This window comes from Cellulosimicrobium sp. CUA-896 (genome assembly GCF_001942335.1).
Lineage (GTDB): Bacteria > Actinomycetota > Actinomycetes > Actinomycetales > Cellulomonadaceae > Cellulosimicrobium.
Window position 1 is genome coordinate 1 of record NZ_MKKH01000041.1, and the last position, 20,600, is coordinate 20,600.

The 20,600-nt window shown below is 73.6% G+C and carries 14 protein-coding genes and 6 pseudogenes; 12 read left to right on the top strand and 8 right to left on the bottom strand.

The window, feature by feature from the left end; translation table 11 throughout:
- Window positions 1–129 precede the first annotated feature (129 nt).
- Together BJF88_RS19680 and BJF88_RS12760 are read left to right on the top strand one after the other, a co-directional pair.
- Window positions 130–603 (top strand): hypothetical protein, encoded by a 474-nt coding sequence (locus BJF88_RS19680; protein WP_075829079.1) that lies wholly within the window; start codon window positions 130–132, stop codon window positions 601–603.
- A gap of 23 nt (window positions 604–626) precedes the next feature.
- A complete protein-coding gene (locus BJF88_RS12760) occupies window positions 627–1,790 on the top strand; it encodes a polyprenyl synthetase family protein (RefSeq protein WP_255372006.1) in 1,164 nt (387 codons plus the stop codon).
- 73 nt (window positions 1,791–1,863) lie between these two features.
- Here BJF88_RS12760 and BJF88_RS23690 read toward each other — a convergent pair whose 3' ends face one another.
- Window positions 1,864–2,007, bottom strand: a complete 144-nt coding sequence (locus BJF88_RS23690) for an Rv2175c family DNA-binding protein (RefSeq protein ID WP_369824600.1) — start codon at window positions 2,005–2,007, stop codon at window positions 1,864–1,866.
- A gap of 151 nt (window positions 2,008–2,158) precedes the next feature.
- Window positions 2,159–2,305: pseudogene (locus BJF88_RS23695) on the bottom strand (DNA-binding protein); the annotation flags it as partial.
- Between the two features lie 91 nt (window positions 2,306–2,396).
- Here BJF88_RS23695 and pknB point away from each other — a divergent pair.
- The gene (gene pknB / locus BJF88_RS12770; protein WP_075829080.1) at window positions 2,397–4,448 is read left to right on the top strand and encodes a Stk1 family PASTA domain-containing Ser/Thr kinase; all 2,052 of its coding nucleotides are present in this window, start codon (window positions 2,397–2,399) and stop codon (window positions 4,446–4,448) included.
- A gap of 62 nt (window positions 4,449–4,510) precedes the next feature.
- On the opposite strand, the gene BJF88_RS12775 is transcribed toward pknB, so the two are convergent.
- The 3 genes from BJF88_RS12775 to BJF88_RS12785 all read right to left on the bottom strand — a co-directional run bounded on the left by BJF88_RS12775 (window position 4,511) and on the right by BJF88_RS12785 (window position 8,034).
- A complete protein-coding gene (locus BJF88_RS12775) occupies window positions 4,511–5,857 on the bottom strand; it encodes a class II 3-deoxy-7-phosphoheptulonate synthase (protein ID WP_075829081.1) in 1,347 nt (448 codons plus the stop codon).
- 13 nt (window positions 5,858–5,870) lie between these two features.
- A complete protein-coding gene (locus BJF88_RS12780; RefSeq protein ID WP_075829082.1) occupies window positions 5,871–7,097 on the bottom strand; it encodes a pyrophosphate--fructose-6-phosphate 1-phosphotransferase in 1,227 nt (408 codons plus the stop codon).
- Window positions 7,098–7,248: 151 nt separating this feature from the next.
- Window positions 7,249–8,034, bottom strand: a complete 786-nt coding sequence (locus BJF88_RS12785) for a 1-acyl-sn-glycerol-3-phosphate acyltransferase (RefSeq protein WP_255372007.1) — start codon at window positions 8,032–8,034, stop codon at window positions 7,249–7,251.
- A gap of 218 nt (window positions 8,035–8,252) precedes the next feature.
- Between BJF88_RS12785 and BJF88_RS12790 the strand changes: the two genes are divergently transcribed.
- Window positions 8,253–8,735, top strand: coding sequence for a hypothetical protein (locus tag BJF88_RS12790; protein ID WP_075829083.1), 483 nt, complete (start codon window positions 8,253–8,255; stop codon window positions 8,733–8,735).
- A 4-nt stretch (window positions 8,736–8,739) separates the two neighbouring features.
- On the opposite strand, the pseudogene BJF88_RS12795 reads toward BJF88_RS12790, so the two are convergent.
- A pseudogene (locus BJF88_RS12795) lies at window positions 8,740–9,686 on the bottom strand (ROK family glucokinase).
- 215 nt (window positions 9,687–9,901) lie between these two features.
- Between BJF88_RS12795 and BJF88_RS12800 the strand changes: the two are divergent.
- The 3 genes and pseudogenes from BJF88_RS12800 (at window position 9,902) to BJF88_RS12810 (ending at window position 13,936) form a co-directional block, all read left to right on the top strand.
- Window positions 9,902–11,718: pseudogene (locus BJF88_RS12800) on the top strand (long-chain fatty acid--CoA ligase).
- An 81-nt stretch (window positions 11,719–11,799) separates the two neighbouring features.
- Window positions 11,800–13,676, top strand: a pseudogene (locus BJF88_RS12805) (DEDD exonuclease domain-containing protein).
- Entirely contained in the window at window positions 13,655–13,936 is a 282-nt protein-coding gene (locus BJF88_RS12810; RefSeq protein WP_069386824.1) for an Lrp/AsnC family transcriptional regulator, read from the top strand. Before BJF88_RS12805 ends, BJF88_RS12810 begins: the two are co-directional and overlap by 22 nt.
- A gap of 19 nt (window positions 13,937–13,955) precedes the next feature.
- On the opposite strand, the pseudogene trpD reads toward BJF88_RS12810, so the two are convergent.
- Together trpD and BJF88_RS12820 are read right to left on the bottom strand one after the other, a co-directional pair.
- Window positions 13,956–15,046: pseudogene (trpD, locus tag BJF88_RS12815) on the bottom strand (anthranilate phosphoribosyltransferase).
- A gap of 24 nt (window positions 15,047–15,070) precedes the next feature.
- The gene (locus BJF88_RS12820) at window positions 15,071–15,538 is read right to left on the bottom strand and encodes a hypothetical protein (protein ID WP_255372008.1); all 468 of its coding nucleotides are present in this window, start codon (window positions 15,536–15,538) and stop codon (window positions 15,071–15,073) included.
- 317 nt (window positions 15,539–15,855) lie between these two features.
- Here BJF88_RS12820 and BJF88_RS12825 point away from each other — a divergent pair, with 317 nt between their 5' ends.
- The 5 genes and pseudogenes from BJF88_RS12825 to BJF88_RS12845 form a co-directional block, all read left to right on the top strand.
- The gene (locus BJF88_RS12825) at window positions 15,856–16,506 is read left to right on the top strand and encodes a heme-copper oxidase subunit III (RefSeq protein ID WP_075829085.1); all 651 of its coding nucleotides are present in this window, start codon (window positions 15,856–15,858) and stop codon (window positions 16,504–16,506) included.
- Window positions 16,507–16,576: 70 nt separating this feature from the next.
- On the top strand, window positions 16,577–17,356 hold the full coding sequence (locus BJF88_RS12830) for a c-type cytochrome (protein WP_075829087.1): 780 nt from the start codon (window positions 16,577–16,579) through the stop codon (window positions 17,354–17,356).
- Window positions 17,353–18,414: a ubiquinol-cytochrome c reductase iron-sulfur subunit gene (locus BJF88_RS12835; protein WP_075829088.1), complete on the top strand. Its 1,062-nt coding sequence runs from the start codon at window positions 17,353–17,355 to the stop codon at window positions 18,412–18,414. The genes BJF88_RS12830 and BJF88_RS12835 overlap by 4 nt, the downstream gene beginning before the upstream one ends.
- The gene (locus BJF88_RS12840; RefSeq protein ID WP_083649113.1) at window positions 18,411–20,162 is read left to right on the top strand and encodes a cytochrome bc complex cytochrome b subunit; all 1,752 of its coding nucleotides are present in this window, start codon (window positions 18,411–18,413) and stop codon (window positions 20,160–20,162) included. Before BJF88_RS12835 ends, BJF88_RS12840 begins: the two co-directional genes overlap by 4 nt.
- A gap of 162 nt (window positions 20,163–20,324) precedes the next feature.
- Window positions 20,325–20,600, top strand: a pseudogene (locus BJF88_RS12845) (superoxide dismutase); the annotation flags it as partial.

The following is a 20,600-nucleotide window of genomic DNA, read 5'->3' on the forward strand; positions in this document are numbered from 1 at the left end:
CATCGCGAGGATGAGGAGCGCCAGGAGCTTGCCGAACCGGTCCAGCTGGCGCGTGAGCGGCGTCTCGAGGCTGCGGACCTCGGAGATCATCGTCTGGATGCGGCCGATCTCGGTGCGGTCGCCGGTGCGGTGACGGCGACGCGACGCTGCCGCGCCGGCCGCGGCCGCGGCCACTCGCGCCCGCGGCCGGCGACCGCGGACGCACGCCGCGCGCCCGGGACCCCGCTGCCCGAGTTCGACGCCGACTCGACGGTGGGCGCACCGTCCGCCCCGGGATTTCCTGCGACCGTCGTGCCCGTGGCGCCCGGCGCGCAGGTGCTCGCCAGCTCCGCACGGCTCTCCGACGACGGCGCCCGCGTCGACGTCACGCTCAACCTGCGCTCGCAGGAGCCGGTCGACGCGCTCACCGCGTACTACGCGCAGACGCTGGGCGCCGCGGGGTTCACCGTCTCCCCGGCGACGGTGCCGAGCGCCCTCACCTCCCTGACGACCTTCGTGCGCGCGACGGCGCCGGACGGGCCGGCCGAGTCCGTCGCGGTCGGCGTGCTCGACGACGAGACCCAGCGGCTCGTCACCATCAGCGGCCAGGTCGTCCCCGGCTGACCGCCGTCGCATAGGCTGCCCCCGTGCCGAACGGGACCACCGCCTCCTCCAGCCCGTCGACCGGGACCGCCCCGGTCGGGACGCAGAGCGCCGCGACGCTCGTCGACCGCGAGGGCGTGCGCGCCGGGGTGGACGACGCGCTGCGCGACGCGTGCGCCTCGATGGCCGACGAGCTCGTCGCCACCCACCCGGACGGCGAGCCGCTGGCCCGCGCCACCGAGGAGCTCCTCGCGGGCGGCAAGCGCCTGCGCGCCGCCTTCTGCTACTGGTCCTGGCGCGCCCACGGCGGCGACCCGCAGGACGCGCGCCGCGCCGTCGTGCTGCGCGCCGGCGCCGCCCTCGAGCTGTTCCAGGCGGCCGCGCTGTTCCACGACGACGTCATGGACGCCTCGGACACGCGGCGCGGGCGACCGACCGCGCACCGCGCCTTCGCCGCGCGCCACCGTGCGGCCGGGTGGTCCGGCGACCCCGACCGGTACGGCGAGAGCACCGCCATCCTGCTCGGCGACCTCGCGCTCATCGCGAGCCACCGCGACCTGGGTGACGCCCTCGTCGGGGTCCCCGCCGACGTCGCGGCACGCGCGCGCGGCGTGTTCGGCCGCATGCAGACCGAGGTGACCGTCGGGCAGTACCTCGACGTCCACGCCCAGGTGCTGCCGTGGGGCGAGGACCTGCGCGCGGACGAGGAGCGGTCCCGCGCCGTGGTCCGGGCCAAGTCCGCGCGGTACTCCGTGGAGCACCCGATCGCGCTCGGGGCCGCCCTCGCGGGCGCGGACGACGACGCCGTCGCGGCCACCTCCGCGTTCGGCCTGCCCGTCGGCGAGGCGTTCCAGCTGCGCGACGACGTGCTGGGCGTCTTCGGCGACTCGCGCGTCACGGGAAAGCCGGCGGGCGACGACCTGCGCGAGGGCAAGCGCACCCTGCTCGTGGTCCGTGCGCTCGGCGCGGCCTCGCCGACGGAGCGGGACCTGCTGCGCTCGCGGCTCGGCGACGCGGGGCTCGACGAGGCCGCCGTCGACACGCTGCGCGGGGTGCTCGTCCGCACGGGCGCGCTCGGTTCCGTCGAGACGCTCATCGACGAGCTCACGGCGCAGGCGTTCGACGCCCTCGCCACGGCGCACCTGGCGGAACCTGGCGCGACGATGCTCGGGATGCTCGCGCGCGCGGCGGTCGAACGCGCGTCCTGACCGGGGTGCTCGACGGCCCGGGGGGCTCGAGGGCCGCCCAGGGCTCGACGGCGCACCCGCGCGGGGCGCCCCGTCAGGCCTGGGACTGCGCCACGCGGCGCACGTGCGCCTTGCGGCCCGCCAGCAGCGCGTCGATCGGCGCCTCGCCGAGCTCGTCGTCGCGCCGGAACAGCCACTCGACGATCTCCGCGTCGGCGAAGCCCGCGTCCCCGAGCACGACGATCGTCCCCTGGAGGCTCGCGAGGACGCCCAGGCGGTCGTCGTCCCCCGGACGCGGCGTTCGCCGGGTCGACGAGGTGGAGCGGGACGAGGAAGCGCGCCGGGACCTGGAAGGTCGAGCGCTCGCCCCGCCGCACGCCGACGAGGCGGCGCTCCTGCAGGATCCGGCGCACCTTGCCGACGTCGGTGCCCAGGGCCTCCGCGACGTCCGGGAGGGTCAACCACTCGCCCACGAGGGCGTCGAGGGCGGTGGGCTCGGCGGGGCCGGTCGGGGCGTCGGCGTCACGGTCGTTCACGCGGACAGCCTACGGCGAGCCGCGGCACGTCACCCGCGACCCGTGCCCCGGGCTCACGGGATCGCCACATGTCGCCGCCTAGACTTCGTCCGTGGCCACCGTGACGACCGATCCCCTCGTAGGCCGCCTGGTCGACGGGCGGTACGAGGTCGTGTCGCGCATCGCCCGCGGCGGCATGGCCACCGTCTACCGCGCGGTCGACCGGCGCCTCGACCGCGACGTCGCGCTGAAGATCATGCACCCGCACCTCGCGGAGGGCGCGACCGGTGCCGACTTCGTCTCACGGTTCCGCCGCGAGGCCCGCTCCGCGGCGCGGCTCACCCATCCCGGGCTCGTCGCGGTCTACGACCAGGGGCTCGACGGCGAGACGAGCTACCTGACCATGGAGTTCGTCGCGGGGTCGAACCTGCGACGCCTCCTGCTGACCGAGGGCACGCTCTCGCTGGGCCGCACGCTCGACGTCCTCTCCGAGGTGCTCGACGCGCTCGCCGCCGCGCACCGCGCGGGCCTCGTCCACCGGGACGTCAAGCCCGAGAACGTGCTGCTCGACACGGACGGGCGCCTCAAGGTCACGGACTTCGGGCTCGCGCGCGCCGTCAACGACGTCACGTCGACGACGACCGGCACCATCCTCGGGACGGTCGCCTACCTCTCCCCCGAGCTCATCGCGACCGGCGCCTGCGACGCGCGCACGGACGTGTACGCGGTCGGGATGCTCGCCTACGAGATGCTCCTCGGCTCCGTCCCCCACACCGGGTCGACGCCGATCCAGGTCGCCTTCCAGCACGTCAACAACGACGTGCCCCCCGCGTCGGACGCCGCCCCGTGGATCGGGCCGGAGGTCGACGGCCTGCTGTGCGCGCTCGCGGCGCGCGACCCGGCGGACCGCCCCGCCGACGCCGCGGCCGCCCTCGCGCTCGTGCGCTCGGTGCGCGCCGCGCTCGACCCCGCGGACCTGGAACGGCGCGTGGACCCGCCCGCGGGCACGCACCCGACGGAGGCGTCCGCCGAGGCACCCGCGGGACGCGCCGCGACCGGCGCCGTCGCACCGGTCCGAGCGGCCGACGGGACGGCCCCGACCGCGACGCTCGCCGCCCTGAGCCTGCACGAGCGCGAGGCGGCGGGCCTCACCGAGCCCCTCGCCGTCGGGCACGTCGTCACCCCGACGACGCTGACCGGCCCGCCGGCGGCCGCCGGCACCGGCGGGCGCCCCCGCACCGGGCGTGCGCGCCCCCTGGTGTGGACGCTCGTCGTCCTGCTCGTGCTGGCCGCGGGCGGCGGCGCGGCCGCGTGGTGGTTCACCTCGGGCCCCGGTGCCTTCACCACGGTCCCGGACGGACTCGCCGGCGCCTCCCAGGCCGAGGCGCGGGGCGTGCTCGACGAGGCCGGGCTCGACGCCTCCGTCGAGGAGCGCTACGACGACACCGTCCCCGCCGGTGCCGTCGTGTCGAGCGACCCGTCCTCGGGCGACGCGGTCCGCAAGGACGGGAGCGTCCAGCTCGTCGTCTCGCGCGGCGTCCGGATGCTCACCGTCCCGACGGGTCTCGTGGGGGCGACGCAGGACGACGCGACGTCCGCCCTGCAGAGCGCCGACCTCACGCTCGGCGAGCCGATCCCCGAGCACCACGACGAGGTCCCGGCCGGCCAGGTGATGGCCGTCACCGACCCCGAGGGCGGCACGATCGAGGAAGGGTCGACGATCCGGCACGACGTCCCCGTCGTCCTCACGGTCTCCGCCGGACCGGCACCGGTCGTCGTGCCGCAGGTCACCGGTGCCGAGCGGGACGCCGCGGTGCGCACCCTCGAGGACGAGGGGCTCGTCGTCGAGGTGACGGAGGAGTACTCCGAGACGGTGCCCGCCGGCACGGTGGTACGCCAGGACCCCGAGGAGGGGTCGGACGTCGTGCGCACGGACACGGTCGCCGTCGTGGTGTCCCTCGGCCCCCCGCTCGTCGAGGTCCCGAACACCTACGGCCGCAACGCCGAGGACGCCGAGAAGGCGCTCACCGACGCCGGCTTCGCGGTCGAGGTCCGCCACCCGCAGGGCATCACCCCGCTCAACATCGTCTACGCCCAGGACCCGCCAGGCGGCGACGGCCGGACGGCGCCCAAGGGTTCGACGATCGTCATCAACGTCTTCTGACGGCTGCCGACGGCGTGCGCCGCGCGTCCCGCGGCCACCGGTCCGGCTGCGCCGCCGGAGGCTCAGCGTCGCAGCATCTCCGCGACCTGGAACGCCATCTCCAGCGACTGCTGGTGGTTCAGCCGCGGGTCCACGAGCGTCTCGTACCGCAGCGCGAGGCCGGCGTCGTCGATCTCCTCCGACCCGCCGAGCACCTCGGTGACGTCGTCGCCCGTGAGCTCGACGTGCAGCCCGCCCGGGACCGTGCCCGCGGCGCGGTGCACCTCGAAGAACCCGCGGACCTCGTCCAGCACGTCGTCGAATCGCCGCGTCTTGTACCCGCTCGCGGACGTGATGGTGTTGCCGTGCATCGGGTCGGTGACCCACGTGACGGGCACCTGCTCGCGCGCGACGGCCTCGACGAGCGGCGGCAGCGCGTCGCGCACCCGTCCCGCGCCCATGCGGGAGATGAACGTGAGCCGCCCGGGCACACGACCCGGGTTCAGCCGCTCGGCGAGGGCGAGCGCGTCGTCGGGCGTGGTGGTGGGGCCGAGCTTGACCCCGATCGGGTTCGCCACGCGCGACAGGAAGTCGACGTGCGCGCCGTCGAGCTGGCGGGTGCGCTCCCCGATCCACAGGAAGTGGGCGGAGGTGTCGTACGCGTCGCCGGTGCGCGAGTCCAGCCGCGTGAGGGCCCGCTCGTAGTCGAGCACGAGGGCCTCGTGGCTGACGAACATCTCGACGGTGCGCAGGGCGTCGAAGTCCGCGCCGCACGCGTGCATGAAGCGGATCGCGCGGTCGATCTCGGACGCCGTCCGCTCGTAGCGCGCGTAGGCCGGGTTGCGCATGAACCCGCGGTTCCACTCGTGCACCTGGCGCAGGTCCGCGAAGCCGCCCGTGGTGAACGCGCGCACCACGTTCCAGGTGGCGGCGGAGATCCGGTACGCCTCCACGAGCCGTTCCGGGTCGGGCACGCGCGCCTCGGGCGTGAACGCGTGGCCGTTGACCATGTCGCCCCGGTACGCCGGCAGCGTCACGCCGTCGCGCGTCTCGGTGTCCGCGCTGCGCGGCTTGGCGTACTGCCCGGCCATCCGGCCCATCTTCACCACGGGCATGCTTGCGCCGTGCGTGAGGATGACGGCCATCTGCAGGATGGTGCGGACCTTGTTCCGGATGCGGTCGGCGTTCGCCTCGGCGAACGTCTCCGCGCAGTCGCCGCCCTGGAGCAGGAACGCCTCGCCGCGGCCCGCGGCCGCGAGGCGCGAGCGCAGAGTGTCCGCGGCGGCGGGCACCACGAGCGGCGCGGAGGCCGCGAGGCGCTCGCGCACGTCGGCGAGAGCCGACTCGTCCGGCCACGTCGGCTGCTGGAGCGCGACGAGGGACCGGAAGTGGTCGAGGCCCACGGCCTCCGGCTCGCTCGTGGTGGTCATCGTCGTCCCGCCGTCAGTGCGCGGCCGGGGCGGCCGGCACGAGCGGCTGGCCGATGCCCGCGAGCAGGTCGCCGAACCACTGCTGCGAGACGTCGAACGCCTTGCCGCCCGCGATGCGGGGGAACTCGATGGCGCGCAGGCGGTCGCCGTTCTCCTCGTCGTGCCCGATGACGCCGGACTCGCCGCGCAGCGCGCAGTCGACCGCGAGGTCGGTCATGGACTTGATGAGGCGCAGGTCCTCGGCGTTCGCCGCGGCGGCGCGCGAGAAGTAGCCCGACTTCTGGACCATGACCTTCTCGGCGCCGAGCTTCTCCGCGAACTGCTTCGCGAACCACTGGCCCGGGTTGATCGTGTCGAGCTTGACGTGGCCGAACGGGTCGCGCTGCACGGTCTCCCCCGCGGCCTCGAGCTGCGCGACGATCTCGTGCATGCCCGCGCCCTCGGACAGGAAGATGTTGACGTTCCCGATCTCGTCCATGACGCCCTTGAGCCGCGCGGCCTCCCCGTCGAGGTCCAGCGCCAGCTCGGGCAGGAAGACCGCGTGCACGTCCCAGCGCTCGCGCGTCAGGCCGAGGCTCGGGACCCACTCCTGGGCGTCGAGCCACTTGCGGTACTCGGCGGCCGCCGCGGCGGTGAGCCAGCCGCAGTGGCGGCCCATGACCTCGTGCACGATGAGCATGCGCGGGCCGGAACGGTGCTCGCCGATGACGTTGGCCGCGAACCCGGCGGCCTCCTCGGCGGCGGTCCACGCGCCGAGCGACTGGCGGATCGGCACGACGTCGTTGTCGATCGTCTTCGGCAGGCCCACGACCGTGAGCTCGTAGCCGTTCTCGTGCAGGTACGCGGCGAGGTCCGCGGCCGTGGTGTTCGTGTCGTCGCCGCCGATCGTGTGGAGCACGTCCACGCCGTCGGCCTTGAGCTGCTCGGCCGCGACCTTCAGCGGGTCCTGCCCCTCCTCCACGAGACCGCGCTTGACGCAGTCGGCCGCGTTGGTGAGCTTCACGCGCGAGTTGCCGATCGGCGAGCCGCCGAACCGGTGCAGGACGCCGGCCTTCTTCCGCCCCTCCTCGTCGACGACGATCTTCGTGCCGGTCAGCAGGCCGTGGTAGCCGTACTGGTACGCCACGATCTCGATCTCCGGGTCGAGCTCGGTGTAGCGCTCGATGAGACCGCCGACGGCGGAGGACAGGCACGGGGCGAAGCCGCCGGCGGTGAGGAGGGCGACGCGACGAACCGACATGTGAACTCAGAACCTCTCGTGGGTCGGGGATCCGTGGACGGGATCTTCCGGCACCCGGCGCCGCCTTGCGCGGCCCGCTCGGCGGGGCGGCAGCGGCGACGGGGCCGTGGGCGCGACGACCGGCCGCCGGCGGCGTCCGGATCGGCCCTGGTCAGTCTACTGACGCCGCACCGGGCTCCGGCGGCGGTTCCGGCACCTGGACGTCGGGGGCGGGTCGTCCGCCGGGGGCGCCGCCGCCTTCCGCGCCGCCCCGGTGCCCGGCCGCGATGCGCGCCTTGGCCGTCGCCGCGTAGATGTCGACGTACTCCTGCCCCGAGAGCCGCATGATCGCGTACATGATCTCGTCCGCCACGGCGCGCAGGATGAACCGGTCGTTCTCCATGCCCTGGTAGCGCGAGAAGTCGAGCGGCTCGCCGACGACGACGCCGATGCGCATCGGCGTCGGGATGACCTTGCCGATCGGCTGCGCGATGTTCGTCCCCACCATCGCGACGGGCACGACGGGCGCACCGGACTCGAGCGCGAGCCGGGCCACGCCGGTCTTGCCGCGGTACAGCCGCCCGTCCGGGCTTCGCGTGCCCTCGGGGTAGATGCCGAACAGGTCGCCGTCGCGCAGCACGCGCAGCCCTGTGTTCAGCGCGGCCTCGCTCGCCTTGCCGCCGGACCGGTCCACGGGGATCGTGCCGACGCCGCGCATGAACCCGGCCGTGAGGCGCCCCTTGACGCCCGTGCCCGTGAAGTAGTCGGACTTGCCGAGGAACTGGACCTTGCGCCCGAGCACGAGCGGGAGGATGAACGAGTCGATCACCGCGAGGTGGTTGCTGGCGAGGATCGCGCCGCCGGAGTCCGGCACGTTCTCCACGCCCCGCGTCCAGGGACGGTACAGCAGCCGCAGCAGCGGCCCGACCATCACCTGCTTCATGAACCAGTAGAACAACGTTCCTCCTCGCGGGGTCCCGGCACGGGACGTGCATCCGACTCTAGAGTGATTGTCATGGCCGCACCGAATGCCAGCCGGACCCGGCGGAGCCCGACGACGTCGCCGGGTCCCGCGCCGAGCCCACGCCCGAGCCCCGCGACGACGACCGGACCGCACCGGCCGACCCGACACGCAGCGGGGAGCCCGTCGCCCGGGACGACGACGCGCCCGTCGACGTGGAGGCGCAGTGGGCCGGGATCGTCGCGGGCCTGGACGACCTGTCCGGCCTCGGCCCCGAGGACCGCCCCCGCGGCGGCGACGAGGCACCGCCCGCGCGCGACGCCCCGCCCGGCCCCGCGGGGCGCACGACGGGCAGCGACGCCCTGGGGTCGGTCCCGGTCGCCCCCTGGGTGCGCCCGACCGGGCCGCGCGACTGGCCCGCCACGCCGGAGGTCGAGGCCCTCGAGGAGGCGGAGAGCCACTTCGTCCCCCCGGACCCCCCGCTCGTGCTCGGCCGGGACCCGCTCCTGACGATGGCGTGGGCGCTCGTCGTCGGGGTGCCCGTCCTGCTCCTCGTGCTGCTCGTCCTTGCCCGCCCGTTCCCCGTCGTGGTCGCGCAGGTCGGCGGCGCGGCGTTCCTCGCCGGCCTGGCGGTCCTCCTGTGGCGCATGCCCCACCGGCGCGACGACGACCACGCGGGGCCGGGCGCGGTGGTCTGAGCGGTCAGCGGCGCGCCAGGTCGGCGGCACCGACGATGCCGGCCTCGTTGCCGTGCTCGGCCAGCTCGATCTGCGCCTCCGGGCGGTGCCCGCGCGCGGACAGCTGCTCGGCGAACGCGCGCCGGACCGGCTGCAGCAGCAGGTCGCCGGCGGCGCCGACGCCGCCGCCGATGACGATGAGTTCGGGATCGAGCAACGCGGTGACGGAGGCGGCCCCCTCGCCGATCCAGCGCCCGAGGTTGGCGAGGAGCTCGACGGCGAGCGGGTCGCCCTCCTGCCCCGCCTGCGTGATCTGCGGGCCGGTGAGCTTCGCCGGGTCGCCGCCGCACAGCTCGAGGAGGCGCTCCGCGCGGTCCGGCTGGGCGATTAGGGCGCCTGCGCGTCCCGCACCAGCGCGGTGCCCGACGCGTACTGCTCCCAGCAGCCCTCGTGCCCGCACCCGCAGTAGTGCCCGCCCGGCACGACGCGCATGTGCCCGACCTCGGCCGCGACGCCCCACTTGCCGCGCACGAGCGCGCGGTCGACCACGATCGCGCCGCCGAGCCCCGTGCCGACGGTGAGCATGAGCATGTCGGTCGCGTCGCGCGCGACCCCGAACTGGAACTCCGCCCACCCGGCGGCGTTGGCGTCGTTCTCCACGACGATCGACACGTCGTCGTCGCCGAGGAGGTCACGCACGTTCCGGGCCAGCGGGTACTCGCGCCACGCGATGTTGGGGGCGAAGAGCACGGACGTGCGGTCGGGGCTCACGAAGCCGGCCGCCGCGAGGCCGATCGCCCCGACGTCGTGCTTCGTCGACAGCTCGACGTAGACGTCGGCGATCGCGCGGTCGATGCTCGCCACGTCGTCGGGCTCGGTGTCGCGCCGCGTCTGGGCGAGGATCCTGCCCTCCTCGTCGACGACACCGGCCGCGATCTTCGTCCCGCCGATGTCCACACCGATCGCGTGCATGTCCCGTCCTCTTCGATAGTCCTGGCTGGGCAGATGGCCGGCGGCCGGACAGCCGCGGCCGGCGCGTCGGGGCAACGCGGGGGAACTCCTCGCTCGGGCGAAACGTTGCGCAAGCAGCGCACAGCGAGTGCAGCCTACCGACTCGCGGAGGTCCCCGGCACGCTGCGCCACTGGGTAGTGTTCTCCCACCGTCGACTACTGCCACTGGAGCCAGAATGGACGAGATCAGCGCACCCCGGATCGTCGAGGTCGATCCCTCGCGGAACCTCAACGACCTGCTCGCGGAGCGCGTCGCCGCCGACCCGTCGGCGCCCATGGTCGAGCGCCGCACGGGACCGGGCGGGGCCTGGGAGGCGCTCAGCGCCCGCGAGTTCGACGCCGAGGTCGTCGCCGTCGCGAAGGGGTTCGTCGCCCGGGGGGTCCGGCCGGGGGACCGCGTCGGCATCATGTCGCGCACGCGCTACGAGTGGACGCTCCTGGACTGGGCGTCCTGGGCGGCCGGCGCGGTGCCGGTGCCGCTGTACGAGACGTCGAGCGCCGAGCAGGTGCAGTGGATCCTGTCGGACGCCGACGTCCGGCTCCTCGTCGTCGAGACCGAGGAGCACGCGGCGACGGTCGCCGAGGTCCGCGACCGGGCGCCGTCGCTGACCGACGTGCTCGTGATCGACTCCGGGGCCGTCGCCACGCTCGTGGCCGAGGGCGCCGACGTCGACGACGCCGAGATCGGCCGCCGGCGCGCGAGCGCCGACCTCGCGGACCTCGCCACGATCATCTACACGTCCGGCACGACCGGCCGCCCCAAGGGCGCGGAGCTGACCCACGAGAACTTCTACTCGCTGACCGTCAACGCCGTCGAGGCCGTGCCGGAGGTCTTCAAGGAACCCGGCGGGCGCACGCTGCTGTTCATGCCGCTCGCACACGTGTTCGCCCGGTTCATCGGCGTCCTCGTGGTCGCCGGCGGGACGGTGCTCGGGCACACCCCGGACACGAGGACGCTGCTCGAGGACCTCGGCACGTTCCGTCCGACGTACCTGCTGTCCGTGCCGCGCGTGTTCGAGAAGGTCTACAACTCCTCGGAGCAGAAGGCGGCCGCGGGCGGCAAGCTGCGGATCTTCCACTGGGCCGTCGCGACCGCGATCGCGTACTCCCGCGCGCTCGACGAGCCCAAGGGCCCCGGCGTCGGCCTCACCCTCCGGCACAAGGTCGCGGACGCGCTCGTGTACAAGAAGCTGCGGCACGCCCTCGGCGGGCAGGCGAAGTACGCCGTCTCCGGCGGCGCGCCCCTCGGCGAGCGCCTCGGCCACTTCTACCGCGGCATCGGCGTGCGCATCCTCGAGGGCTACGGCCTCACCGAGACGACGGCGCCCACGTGCGTCAACCGGCCGGCCAGCACGCGCATCGGCACCGTGGGCACGCAGCTGCCCGGCTGCGCGGTGCGCATCGCGGAGGACGGCGAGATCTTGCTCAAGGGCCACCACGTGTTCCGCGGGTACCACGACAACGAGCAGGCGACGCGCGAGGCACTGGTCGACGGCTGGTTCCGCACCGGCGACCTCGGCTCGCTCGACGACGACGGCTACCTGCGGATCACGGGGCGCAAGAAGGAGATCATCGTCACCGCGGGCGGCAAGAACGTCGCTCCGGCGATGCTCGAGGACAGGATCCGGGCGCACGCGCTCGTGTCCCAGTGCGTCGTCGTCGGTGACCAGAAGCCGTTCATCGGCGCGCTCGTCACCCTCGACCCGGAGGTCTGCCGGGCTGGGCGACCATGCACGGCAAGGGCGAGATGACCGTGGACGAGGCCGCGAAGGACCCCGACGTCCTGGCAGCGCTCGACGCCGCCGTCACGCGCGCCAACCAGGTCGTGTCCCGTGCGGAGTCCATCCGCAAGTTCACGGTCCTCACCACGGACTTCACGGTGGAGAACGGCTACCTCACGCCGTCGCTCAAGGTGAAGCGCGCCGAGGTGCTCAAGGACTTCGCGGGCGACATCGAGACGATCTACGCGGACGGGCCGGCAGCCGTCCGCTGAGTCTCGCGGGACCACAGGCCCGGCGCCCGGCCGGCTGGCCGGACGCCGGTCCTGTGGGTGGCCGTCGTTAGCGTCCCGGGCATGCCCAGCCCCCTGCTGTCCCCGCCGCGTGGAGCCCTGCCCCCGGCCGCGACGGGAGGCACCGCGGTGCAGGACGCCTTCGACGACCTCGGCACGCCCCTGCACGAGGTGACGTTCGTGGTCGTCGACCTCGAGACCACCGGCGGCTCCCCCGCCGCCGAGGGCATCACCGAGATCGGCGCGGTGAAGGTGCGAGGCGGCGAGGTGCTGGGCGAGTTCCAGACGCTCGTCGACCCCGGCCGGCCGGTCCCCGCGTTCGTGGCACGCCTGACGGGCATCACGTCGGCCATGGTCGCGACCGCCCCGCGCATCGAGGCCGTCCTGCCGAGCTTCCTCGAGTTCGCCCGGGGGGCGGTCCTCGTCGCGCACAACGCGCCGTTCGACGTCTCGTTCCTCAAGGCCGCGTGCCGCGCCGCCGGCTACGAGTGGCCGGGCAACCAGGTCCTCGACACCGTGCCCCTCGCGCGTCGCGTCGTCACGCGCGACGAGGCCCCGAACCACAAGCTCGCGACGCTCGCCGCCCTGTTCCGCGCGACCGTCACGCCCGAGCACCGCGCGCTCGCCGACGCGCGCGCCACGGTGGACGTGCTCCACGCGCTGCTCGGCCGCCTCGGCCCGCTCGGCGTGACCCACCTGGAGGACCTCGCCGGCGCGACCGACCCCGTGCCCCAGGACGTGCGGCGCAAGCGCCACCTCGCGGACGACCTGCCCGACGCGCCGGGCGTGTACCTGTTCCGCGGCCCGGGCGACGAGGTGCTGTACGTGGGGACCTCGACGTCGATCCGCCGCCGCGTGCGGTCGTACTTCACCCGCTCGGAGAAGCGGGGTCGTATCACGGAGATGGTGCGCGTCGCGCACGCCGTGACGCCCGTGGTGTGCGCGACCCCGCTGGAGGCGCAGGTGCGCGAGCTGCGGCTCATCGCGGAGCACGCGCCGCGCTACAACCGCCGCTCGCGCCACCCCGAGCGCATGACGTGGGTGCGGCTCACGCACGAGGCCTACCCCCGCCTCTCGGTGGTGCGCGACGTGCGCGCGCCCGCCGCGCACATCGGCCCGTTCACGTCCCGGCACCAGGCGCAGGCGGCGGTGGACGCGCTGCACGACGCCTTCCGGCTGCGCCAGTGCACGCGGCGCCTGCCTCTCGTCGCGCCGTCCACGGCGACGGCCTGCGCGCTCGCGGAGATGGGGCGGTGCTCGGCGCCGTGCACCGCGGTGGCACCGGACGTCCGCTACGGGGCGGTCGTCGACGCCGTGCGGGACGCGTTCGAGGGCGACCCGGCCGCCGTGGTCGACGAGCTCGGGCGACGGATCGCCGCGCTCTCGCGCGACGAGCGCTTCGAGCAGGCGGGCGAGGTCACCCACCGCCTGCGCGCCTTCCTCACCGCAGCCGCGCGGGCGCAGCGGCTCGCGCCGCTCTCGGCGTGCGCGCAGCTCGTCGCGGCCCGTCCCGCGCAGGCCGGCGGCTGGGAGATCGTCGTGGTGCGGCACGCACGCCTCGCCGCGACGGGTGTCAGCCGACCGGGCGAGGACCCGTGGCCCCTGGTCCACGCGCTCGTCGCGACCGCCGAGACCGTGCCCGCCCCGGTCCCGCCGCGCCCGCCGGCCACCCGCACGAGGCCGAGCTCCTCCTGGCCTGGCTCGAGCAGCCCGACGTCCGGCTGGTCGACGTGAGCGGTCCCTGGACGTGCCCGGTGCGCTCCGCCCGGTCCCACACCGACCCGGCCGTCACGGCTCGAGAGGTGGCGCGGCACGGCGACGACCGGCGTCCCGCCGACACCCTCGACGAGCGGCACGCCCCGCCGACGCACCCGGCCGTAGAGTGGGCGCACGACGACGACCCGTCCCCGGAGGAAGCATGCTCACCGCCATCGTCCTGATCGACACCGACCCCGCGCGCATCCCCGAGGTGGCGGCCGAGGTGGCCGACCTGCGGGGCGTGAGCGAGGTGTACTCGGTGACGGGCAAGACGGATCTCGTCGCGATGGTGCGGGTCGCCGAGCACGACCACCTCGCCGACGTCATCGCCGACCGCATCGGCAAGGTCTCCGGCGTCCTGCGGACCGAGACCTTCATCGCCTTCCGGGCCTACTCGCACGTGGACCTGGAGCAGGCGTTCGCACTCGGCCTCGACGACTGAGGGCCTCGCCGGTCTCTTCTCAGCGGGCGGCGGCGTCCGCCCAGCGGCGCAGCACGTCGGACGCGGCACCCGAGTCGACGCTGCGCGCCGCGTGCTCGACCCCGGCGGCGAGGCGCGAGACGAGCGTCCCGGACCCGGTACCGGGCAGGGTGCCGTCCGCGGCCAGCGCCGCCGCGGCGTGAGCAGCACCGTCTCGCGCACGGCGCCGTGGCGCCCCGCGAACGTCTCGCGCGCGACCTCGGCGTTGAACGCCGCGTCGGCGCCCCGCAGGTCGCCCACCGTGATGCGGCGCAGCCCGAGGTCGCGCACGGCGTCGAGCCGGTGCTCGCGCACCTCGCCGTCCCGGACCTCCCACAGCGTCGCGCCGCCCGTCGCAGCGAGCTCGTCGAGCCCGTCGTCCCCGCGGAAGACCAGCGCCGACGTCCCGCGGCTCGCGAACACGCCCGCCACGAGCGGTGCCATGCGCGCGTCCGCCACGCCGACCGCCGTCGCGCGCGGCTGGGCCGGGTTCGTCAGGGGTCCGAGGAAGTTGAACGCCGTCGGGATGGCGAGCTCCTTGCGGGCGACGCCCGCGTGCCGGAACGAGGGGTGGAACACCATCGCGAAGCAGAACGTGATCCCGACCTCCTGCGCGAGCTGCGCGACCCGGTCGGGTCCGTGGTCGAGGCGGATGCCGAGCGCCTCCAGCACGTCCGCCGAGCCGGAGGACGACGACGCCGCCCGGTTGCCGTGCTTGACCACGCGGATGCCGGTGCCCGCGACGACGACGGCGGCCATCGTGGACACGTTGACCGTGTGCGCGCGGTCGCCGCCGCTGCCGACGATGTCGACGGTCGGGCCCGGCACCTCGAAGCGCAGCGCGTGCGCGAGCATCGTGTCCGCCAGGCCGGTGAGCTCCTCGACCGTCTCGCCCTTGGCGCGCAGCGCCACGAGGAACGCCGCGAGCCGGGTCGGCGAGACGTCGCCCGCCATGACCTGGTCCATCGCCCACGAGGTCTGCGCGACGTCGAGGTCGCGCCCCGCCACGAGCTCCGTCAGCAGGCCGGGCCACGACCGCTCACCCTCCCCCGCGGATCCCGGGGACGAGACGGGGTGGGGGGTCGAGCTCACGGGTTCCTGCCTTCGGGACGACGTTCACGGGGTGCCGGCGGCACCCAGGAGGCCGGCGACGGCGCGCTGCAGCTCGACCGCGTCGAACGGCCGGGGCACCGCGTCGTCGGCGAGCGACCACGATGCTAGCCAACCGTCCTGGGGCCTGCCGGTGAGGACCAGGACGGGCGGGCAGCGGTAGATCTCGTTCTTCAGCTGCCGGCACAGACCCATCCCGCCGGCCTTGTCGGCCTCGCCGTCGAGCACGAGCAGGTCCCAGCCGCCCGCGTCGGCCGCCGCGACGACGGCGTCGGCGGTCGCCACCTCGCGCCAGACGATGTCGGGCCGCCCCGCGCCCAGGCGCCGTCCGACGGCGAGGCGCACCTGCTCGCGCACCGTCACGTCGTCGCTGTACAGCAGGACGCGCGGCGCGCGCTCGTCGGCCGCCGCCGCGCCCTCGCGCGCCACGGCGCCGGAGCGCGTGCCTGCGTGCGTCGTCACGGTCGTCGTCATCGTCGTCACCGTCACCTTCGTCCTGCCGGTCGGGGCACGGGCGGCCGTCGGCGGCCGTCCACGCAGGCATCTTGGCACGCCCGCGGGCGTTCGGGCACCCGCCGCCGACCGCGGGTCGCCGACGGTGTCCCGCGACGACGCTCCCGTGCCGTCGCGCGCGACAGGGTCGGCACGGGAGCGGTGCCGCCGGTTTCATGGCACCTGGACGCGATCCGTCACCAAGTGGAGGTCCCCGAGAGAGGATCTGTAGACATTGTGAGATTCCCCGCCCCGCCGGTCACCGCCGGGTGCCGCGATCGGTGCCGACGTCGGCCATAATGGCTGATGTGTCGACCGCAACGGCTGCCCCCCACGCCCATCAGCACGTGAGCGTCAACCGACCGAACCCCGTCTCGGTCGGGACGATCGTGTGGCTGGCCAGCGAGCTCATGTTCTTCGCGGGCCTGTTCGCCATGTACTTCACCGTCCGGTCGGTGATGCCCGCCGAGGAGTGGGCGGCCGAGGCCGAGAAGCTCAACCTTCCGTTCGCCATGGTCAACACGACCGTCCTGGTGCTGTCGTCGGTGACGTGCCAGCTCGGCGTGTGGGCGGCGGAGCGCTTCCAGCCCGTGCGCACCGGCTCGATCTGGCAGGTGAACCGGTGGGGCATGAACGAGTGGATCACCCTCACGTTCCTCATGGGCGCCTTCTTCATCGGCGGCCAGATCTTCGAGTACGCCGAGCTGGTCGAGCACGGCGTCTCGATCTCCTCGACGCCCTACGGGTCGGTCTTCTACCTCACGACGGGCTTCCACGGCCTGCACGTGGTCGGTGGTCTGATCGCCTTCCTCTTCCTTCTCGGCCGGTCGTTCTCGGCCAAGAACTTCGGGCACCACGAGGCCACGACCGGCATCGTGACGTCCTACTACTGGCACTTCGTCGACGTCGTGTGGATCGCGCTGTTCTTCGTGATCTACATCCTGCGCTGACGAGTCCCGGGCACCGCCCCCGCCAGCCCTCCCGCCCCTGCTCCCCCACCTGCGAGACGAGGATCATTTCGTGAAGGCACTCGCCGCCCGCAGACACCACCGCTTCGCGCCGGTCGTGCTGCTGCTGCTGGCGCTGCTGGTCACGGGCGGCGTCTACGCCGCCCTTGCACCGACCCCGGCGAACGCCGAGACCGCCAGCACCGAGGACATCGAGACCGGCCAGAAGCTGTTCCAGGCCAACTGCGCCACGTGCCACGGCCCCAACGCCGAGGGCACGGAGTCCGCGCCCTCGCTCGTGGGCGTCGGTGCGGCGTCGGTCGACTTCCAGGTGTCCACCGGTCGCATGCCCATGCAGATGGACGGCCCGCAGGCGCTGCAGAAGCCCCGCCAGTTCGACGAGGAGCAGACGGCGCAGCTCGCCGCGTACGTCGCCTCGCTCGGTGTCGGCCCGACGATCCCGACCGACGAGCAGGTGGACGCGTCCCAGGGCGACATCGCCAACGGCGCCGCGCTCTTCCGCACGAACTGCGCGATGTGCCACAACGCGGTCGGCGCCGGCGGTGCGCTGTCGGAGGGCAAGTTCGCCCCGCCGCTGTGGGACGTCTCGGAGCGCAACATCTACCAGGCCATGCTCACCGGCCCGCAGTCCATGCCGGTGTTCAACGACGCGACCGTCACGCCCGAGGAGAAGCGCGACATCATCGCGTACCTCGTCGAGCAGCGTGACGGCTCGGCGGGCGGGCTCTCGCTCGGCTCCCTGGGGCCGGTCAGCGAAGGCCTGTGGGCATGGATCGTGGGCATGGGCCTCCTCATCGGGGCCGCGGTGTGGATCGGAGCGAAGTCCTCGTGAGCGACTACCAGAACCCCCGTTCGCCGGAGAGCTCCCACCGCGAGGTCGGGCACCGCGAGCAGCACGGCACCCTCGAGACGTTCCCGGACCCCGGGCTGCCCGAGCACAAGAGCCGGATGGCCGACCGTGACCCGCAGGCCGCCAAGCGCGGCGAGCGCCAGGTCGCGCTGCTCTTCGGCATCTCGGTGATCGGCACCATCGCCTCGATGGTCGTCTACTTCGCGCTGCCGCCGGACGGCACGACCTCCGGTGTCCGCCTCTCGACCCTGTCCCTCGGCCTGGGCATCGCGTTCGCGCTGCTCGGCATCGGCTTCGGCGCGGTGCACTGGGCCAAGGTCCTCATGTCCGACCACGAGAAGGTGGACGAGCGCCACCCGGTCGCCAGCGACGCGGAGACGCGGGCGGTGGCGGTGCAGGAGCTCGAGGCGGGCGTCAAGGACTCGGGCATCGCCCGCCGCGGCGTCCTCAAGGGCGCGGTCATCTCGGCCCTCGCCCTCTTCCCGCTGACCATCGCCGTGCCGCTCGTGAGCAGCGTCGGCGGCGACTGGAACGTGTCGAAGTTCAAGCACACGCTCTGGCGGAGCGGGACGCGCCTCGCCATCGACCCGTCGGGCCGGCCGATCCGCGCCGCCGACGTCACGATCGGCTCGGTCGTGCACGTCATCCCCGACGTGAGCGAGGAGGAGCGCCAGTCGCACGAGTGGATCACGGAGAAGTCCAAGGCGGTCGTCCTCCTGGTCCGGCTCGACCCGCGCGACATCGTCTCGACCCAGGCGCCCCAGGGCGAGGACTGGGCCTACGACGGCATCGTCGCGTACTCGAAGATCTGCACGCACGTCGGCTGCCCCGTGGCGCTCTACGAGCAGCAGACCCACCACCTGCTGTGCCCGTGCCACCAGTCGACGTTCGACGTGGCCGACAGCTGCAAGGTGGTCTTCGGCCCCGCGAAGCGGCCCCTGCCGCAGCTGCCGATCACCGTTGATGACGAGGGCTACCTGGTCGCGCAGAGCGACTTCCACGAGCCCGTCGGTCCGAGCTTCTGGGAGCGTCTGAAGTGACCACGAGCACCGGCAACACCGCACCCACCACGCGTACGGGCAAGGCCGCCGACTACCTGGACCAGCGCACGAGCGTCGGCTCGGCGGTCAAGGAGTTCGCGCGTAAGGTCTTCCCCGACCACTGGTCGTTCCTCCTCGGGGAGATCGCGCTCTACTCGTTCGTCGTGCTGATCCTCACCGGGATCTTCCTGACGATGTTCTTCGTCCCGAGCATGTCGCTCGTGACGTACCACGGCCCGCCGGCGTCCATGGACGGGCAGCTCATGTCCGACGCGTTCGCCTCCACGCTCACCATGTCGTTCGAGGTGCGCGGCGGTCTGCTCATGCGGCAGATCCACCACTGGGCCGCCCTGATCTTCCTCGCCGCGATCGTCACGCACATGATGCGCGTGTTCTTCACGGGCGCGTTCCGCAAGCCGCGCGAGCTCAACTGGCTCGTGGGCATGCTGCTCATGATCCTCGGCCTCGCCGCCGGCTTCTCCGGGTACTCCCTGCCGGACGACGTGCTCTCCGGCAACGGTCTGCGCATCACCGACGGCGTCGTGAAGTCCATCCCGCTCATCGGCTCGTACCTGTCGTACTTCCTGTTCGGTGGCGAGTTCCCGGGCGAGCACATCATCCCGCGCCTGTTCACGGTGCACATCCTGCTCGTGCCCGGCCTGATCCTCGCGCTGATCGCGCTGCACCTGTTCTTCGTCGTGCTGCACAAGCACACGCAGTACCCGGGCGGCGGCCGCACGGACAAGAACGTCGTCGGCTTCCCCCTGTTCCCCGTGTACGTCGCCAAGGCCGGCGGGTTCTTCTTCGTGGTCTTCGGCATCCTCGCCCTCATGGGCGGCACGATGGCGATCAACAACGTGTGGAATTACGGGCCGTACGACCCCTCCCCCGTGTCGGCGGGCGCCCAACCCGACTGGTACATGCTGTTCCTGGAAGGGTCGCTCCGTCTGATGCCCGGCGGGGCGGAGTTCGTCACCTGGGGCGACTTCACCGTGCCCCTGAACGTGCTCATCCCCGCGGTGGTCGTCCCGGGCCTGCTCTTCACGTTCCTGTTCGCGTACCCCTTCGTCGAGGCCGCGGTCACCAAGGACAAGCGCGAGCACCACGTGCTCGACCGGCCGCGCAACGTCCCGGTCCGCACGGGTCTGGGCGTCGCGTTCCTCACGGCGTTCATCATCCTGGCGCTCGCCGGCTCGAACGACCTCATCGCGACGCACTTCCACATGTCGATCAACGCGATCACCTGGGCCTTCCGCGTCCTGTTCTTCGTCGGGCCGTGGTTCGCCTTCTGGGTCACGAAGCGCATCTGCCTCGGGCTGCAGCGCAAGGACCGCGAGCTCGTGCTCCACGGGCACGAGACGGGTCGCATCGTGCGCTTCGCCCACGGCGAGTACATCGAGGTCCACCGCCCGCTCGACGAGCAGGAGCGCTGGCTGCGGGTCAACTACCCCGCACACGCCCCGCTCGAGATCGAGCCGGCCACGGACGCTCGTGGCGTCCGCCGCAAGGGCTACAAGAAGGACAAGCAGCTCCAGCGGCTCTCCCGGTTCTTCTACGAGGACCGCGTCGAGCCCGTGACGCCGACCGAGCTCGCGGCCGCGCACTCCCACGGCGAGCACGACGCGCTCGAGGGCGCCGGCCACGCCCGCATCGAGGCCGGTGCCGGGGCCGGTGTCGGCGGGCGCGCGAGCTCGTCGAGCCGGAGGACGGGGCCGACGAGCGCAGGCCCTGAGGTTCCTGCACAGTAGGACGGTGACGACCCGCGACATGTTCTCTCGGAGCTCCGAGGGGACGTGTCGCGGGTCGTCGGCTTTCCGGGCTCCGTGACCCCGTGCCGCGCTGCCCGTACACGCCCGAACCCCGCCACCGCGCCGCGACCGTGGCCCGGTGGTCCCGACCAGGAGGACCTGATGCCCGTCTACACGCTGCCCGACCTGTCCTACGACTACGGTGCGCTCGAGCCGCACATCTCCGGGCGGATCATGGAGCTGCACCACTCCAAGCACCACCAGGCCTACGTGACCGGCGCCAACACCGCCCTGGACAAGCTCGCCGAGCGCGCGAGTCCGGCGACTTCGCCGCGATCAACCTGCACGAGAAGAACCTCGCGTTCAACCTCGGCGGCCACGTCAACCACTCCGCCTTCTGGACCAACCTCTCCCCCGAGGGCGGCGGCGAGCCCACCG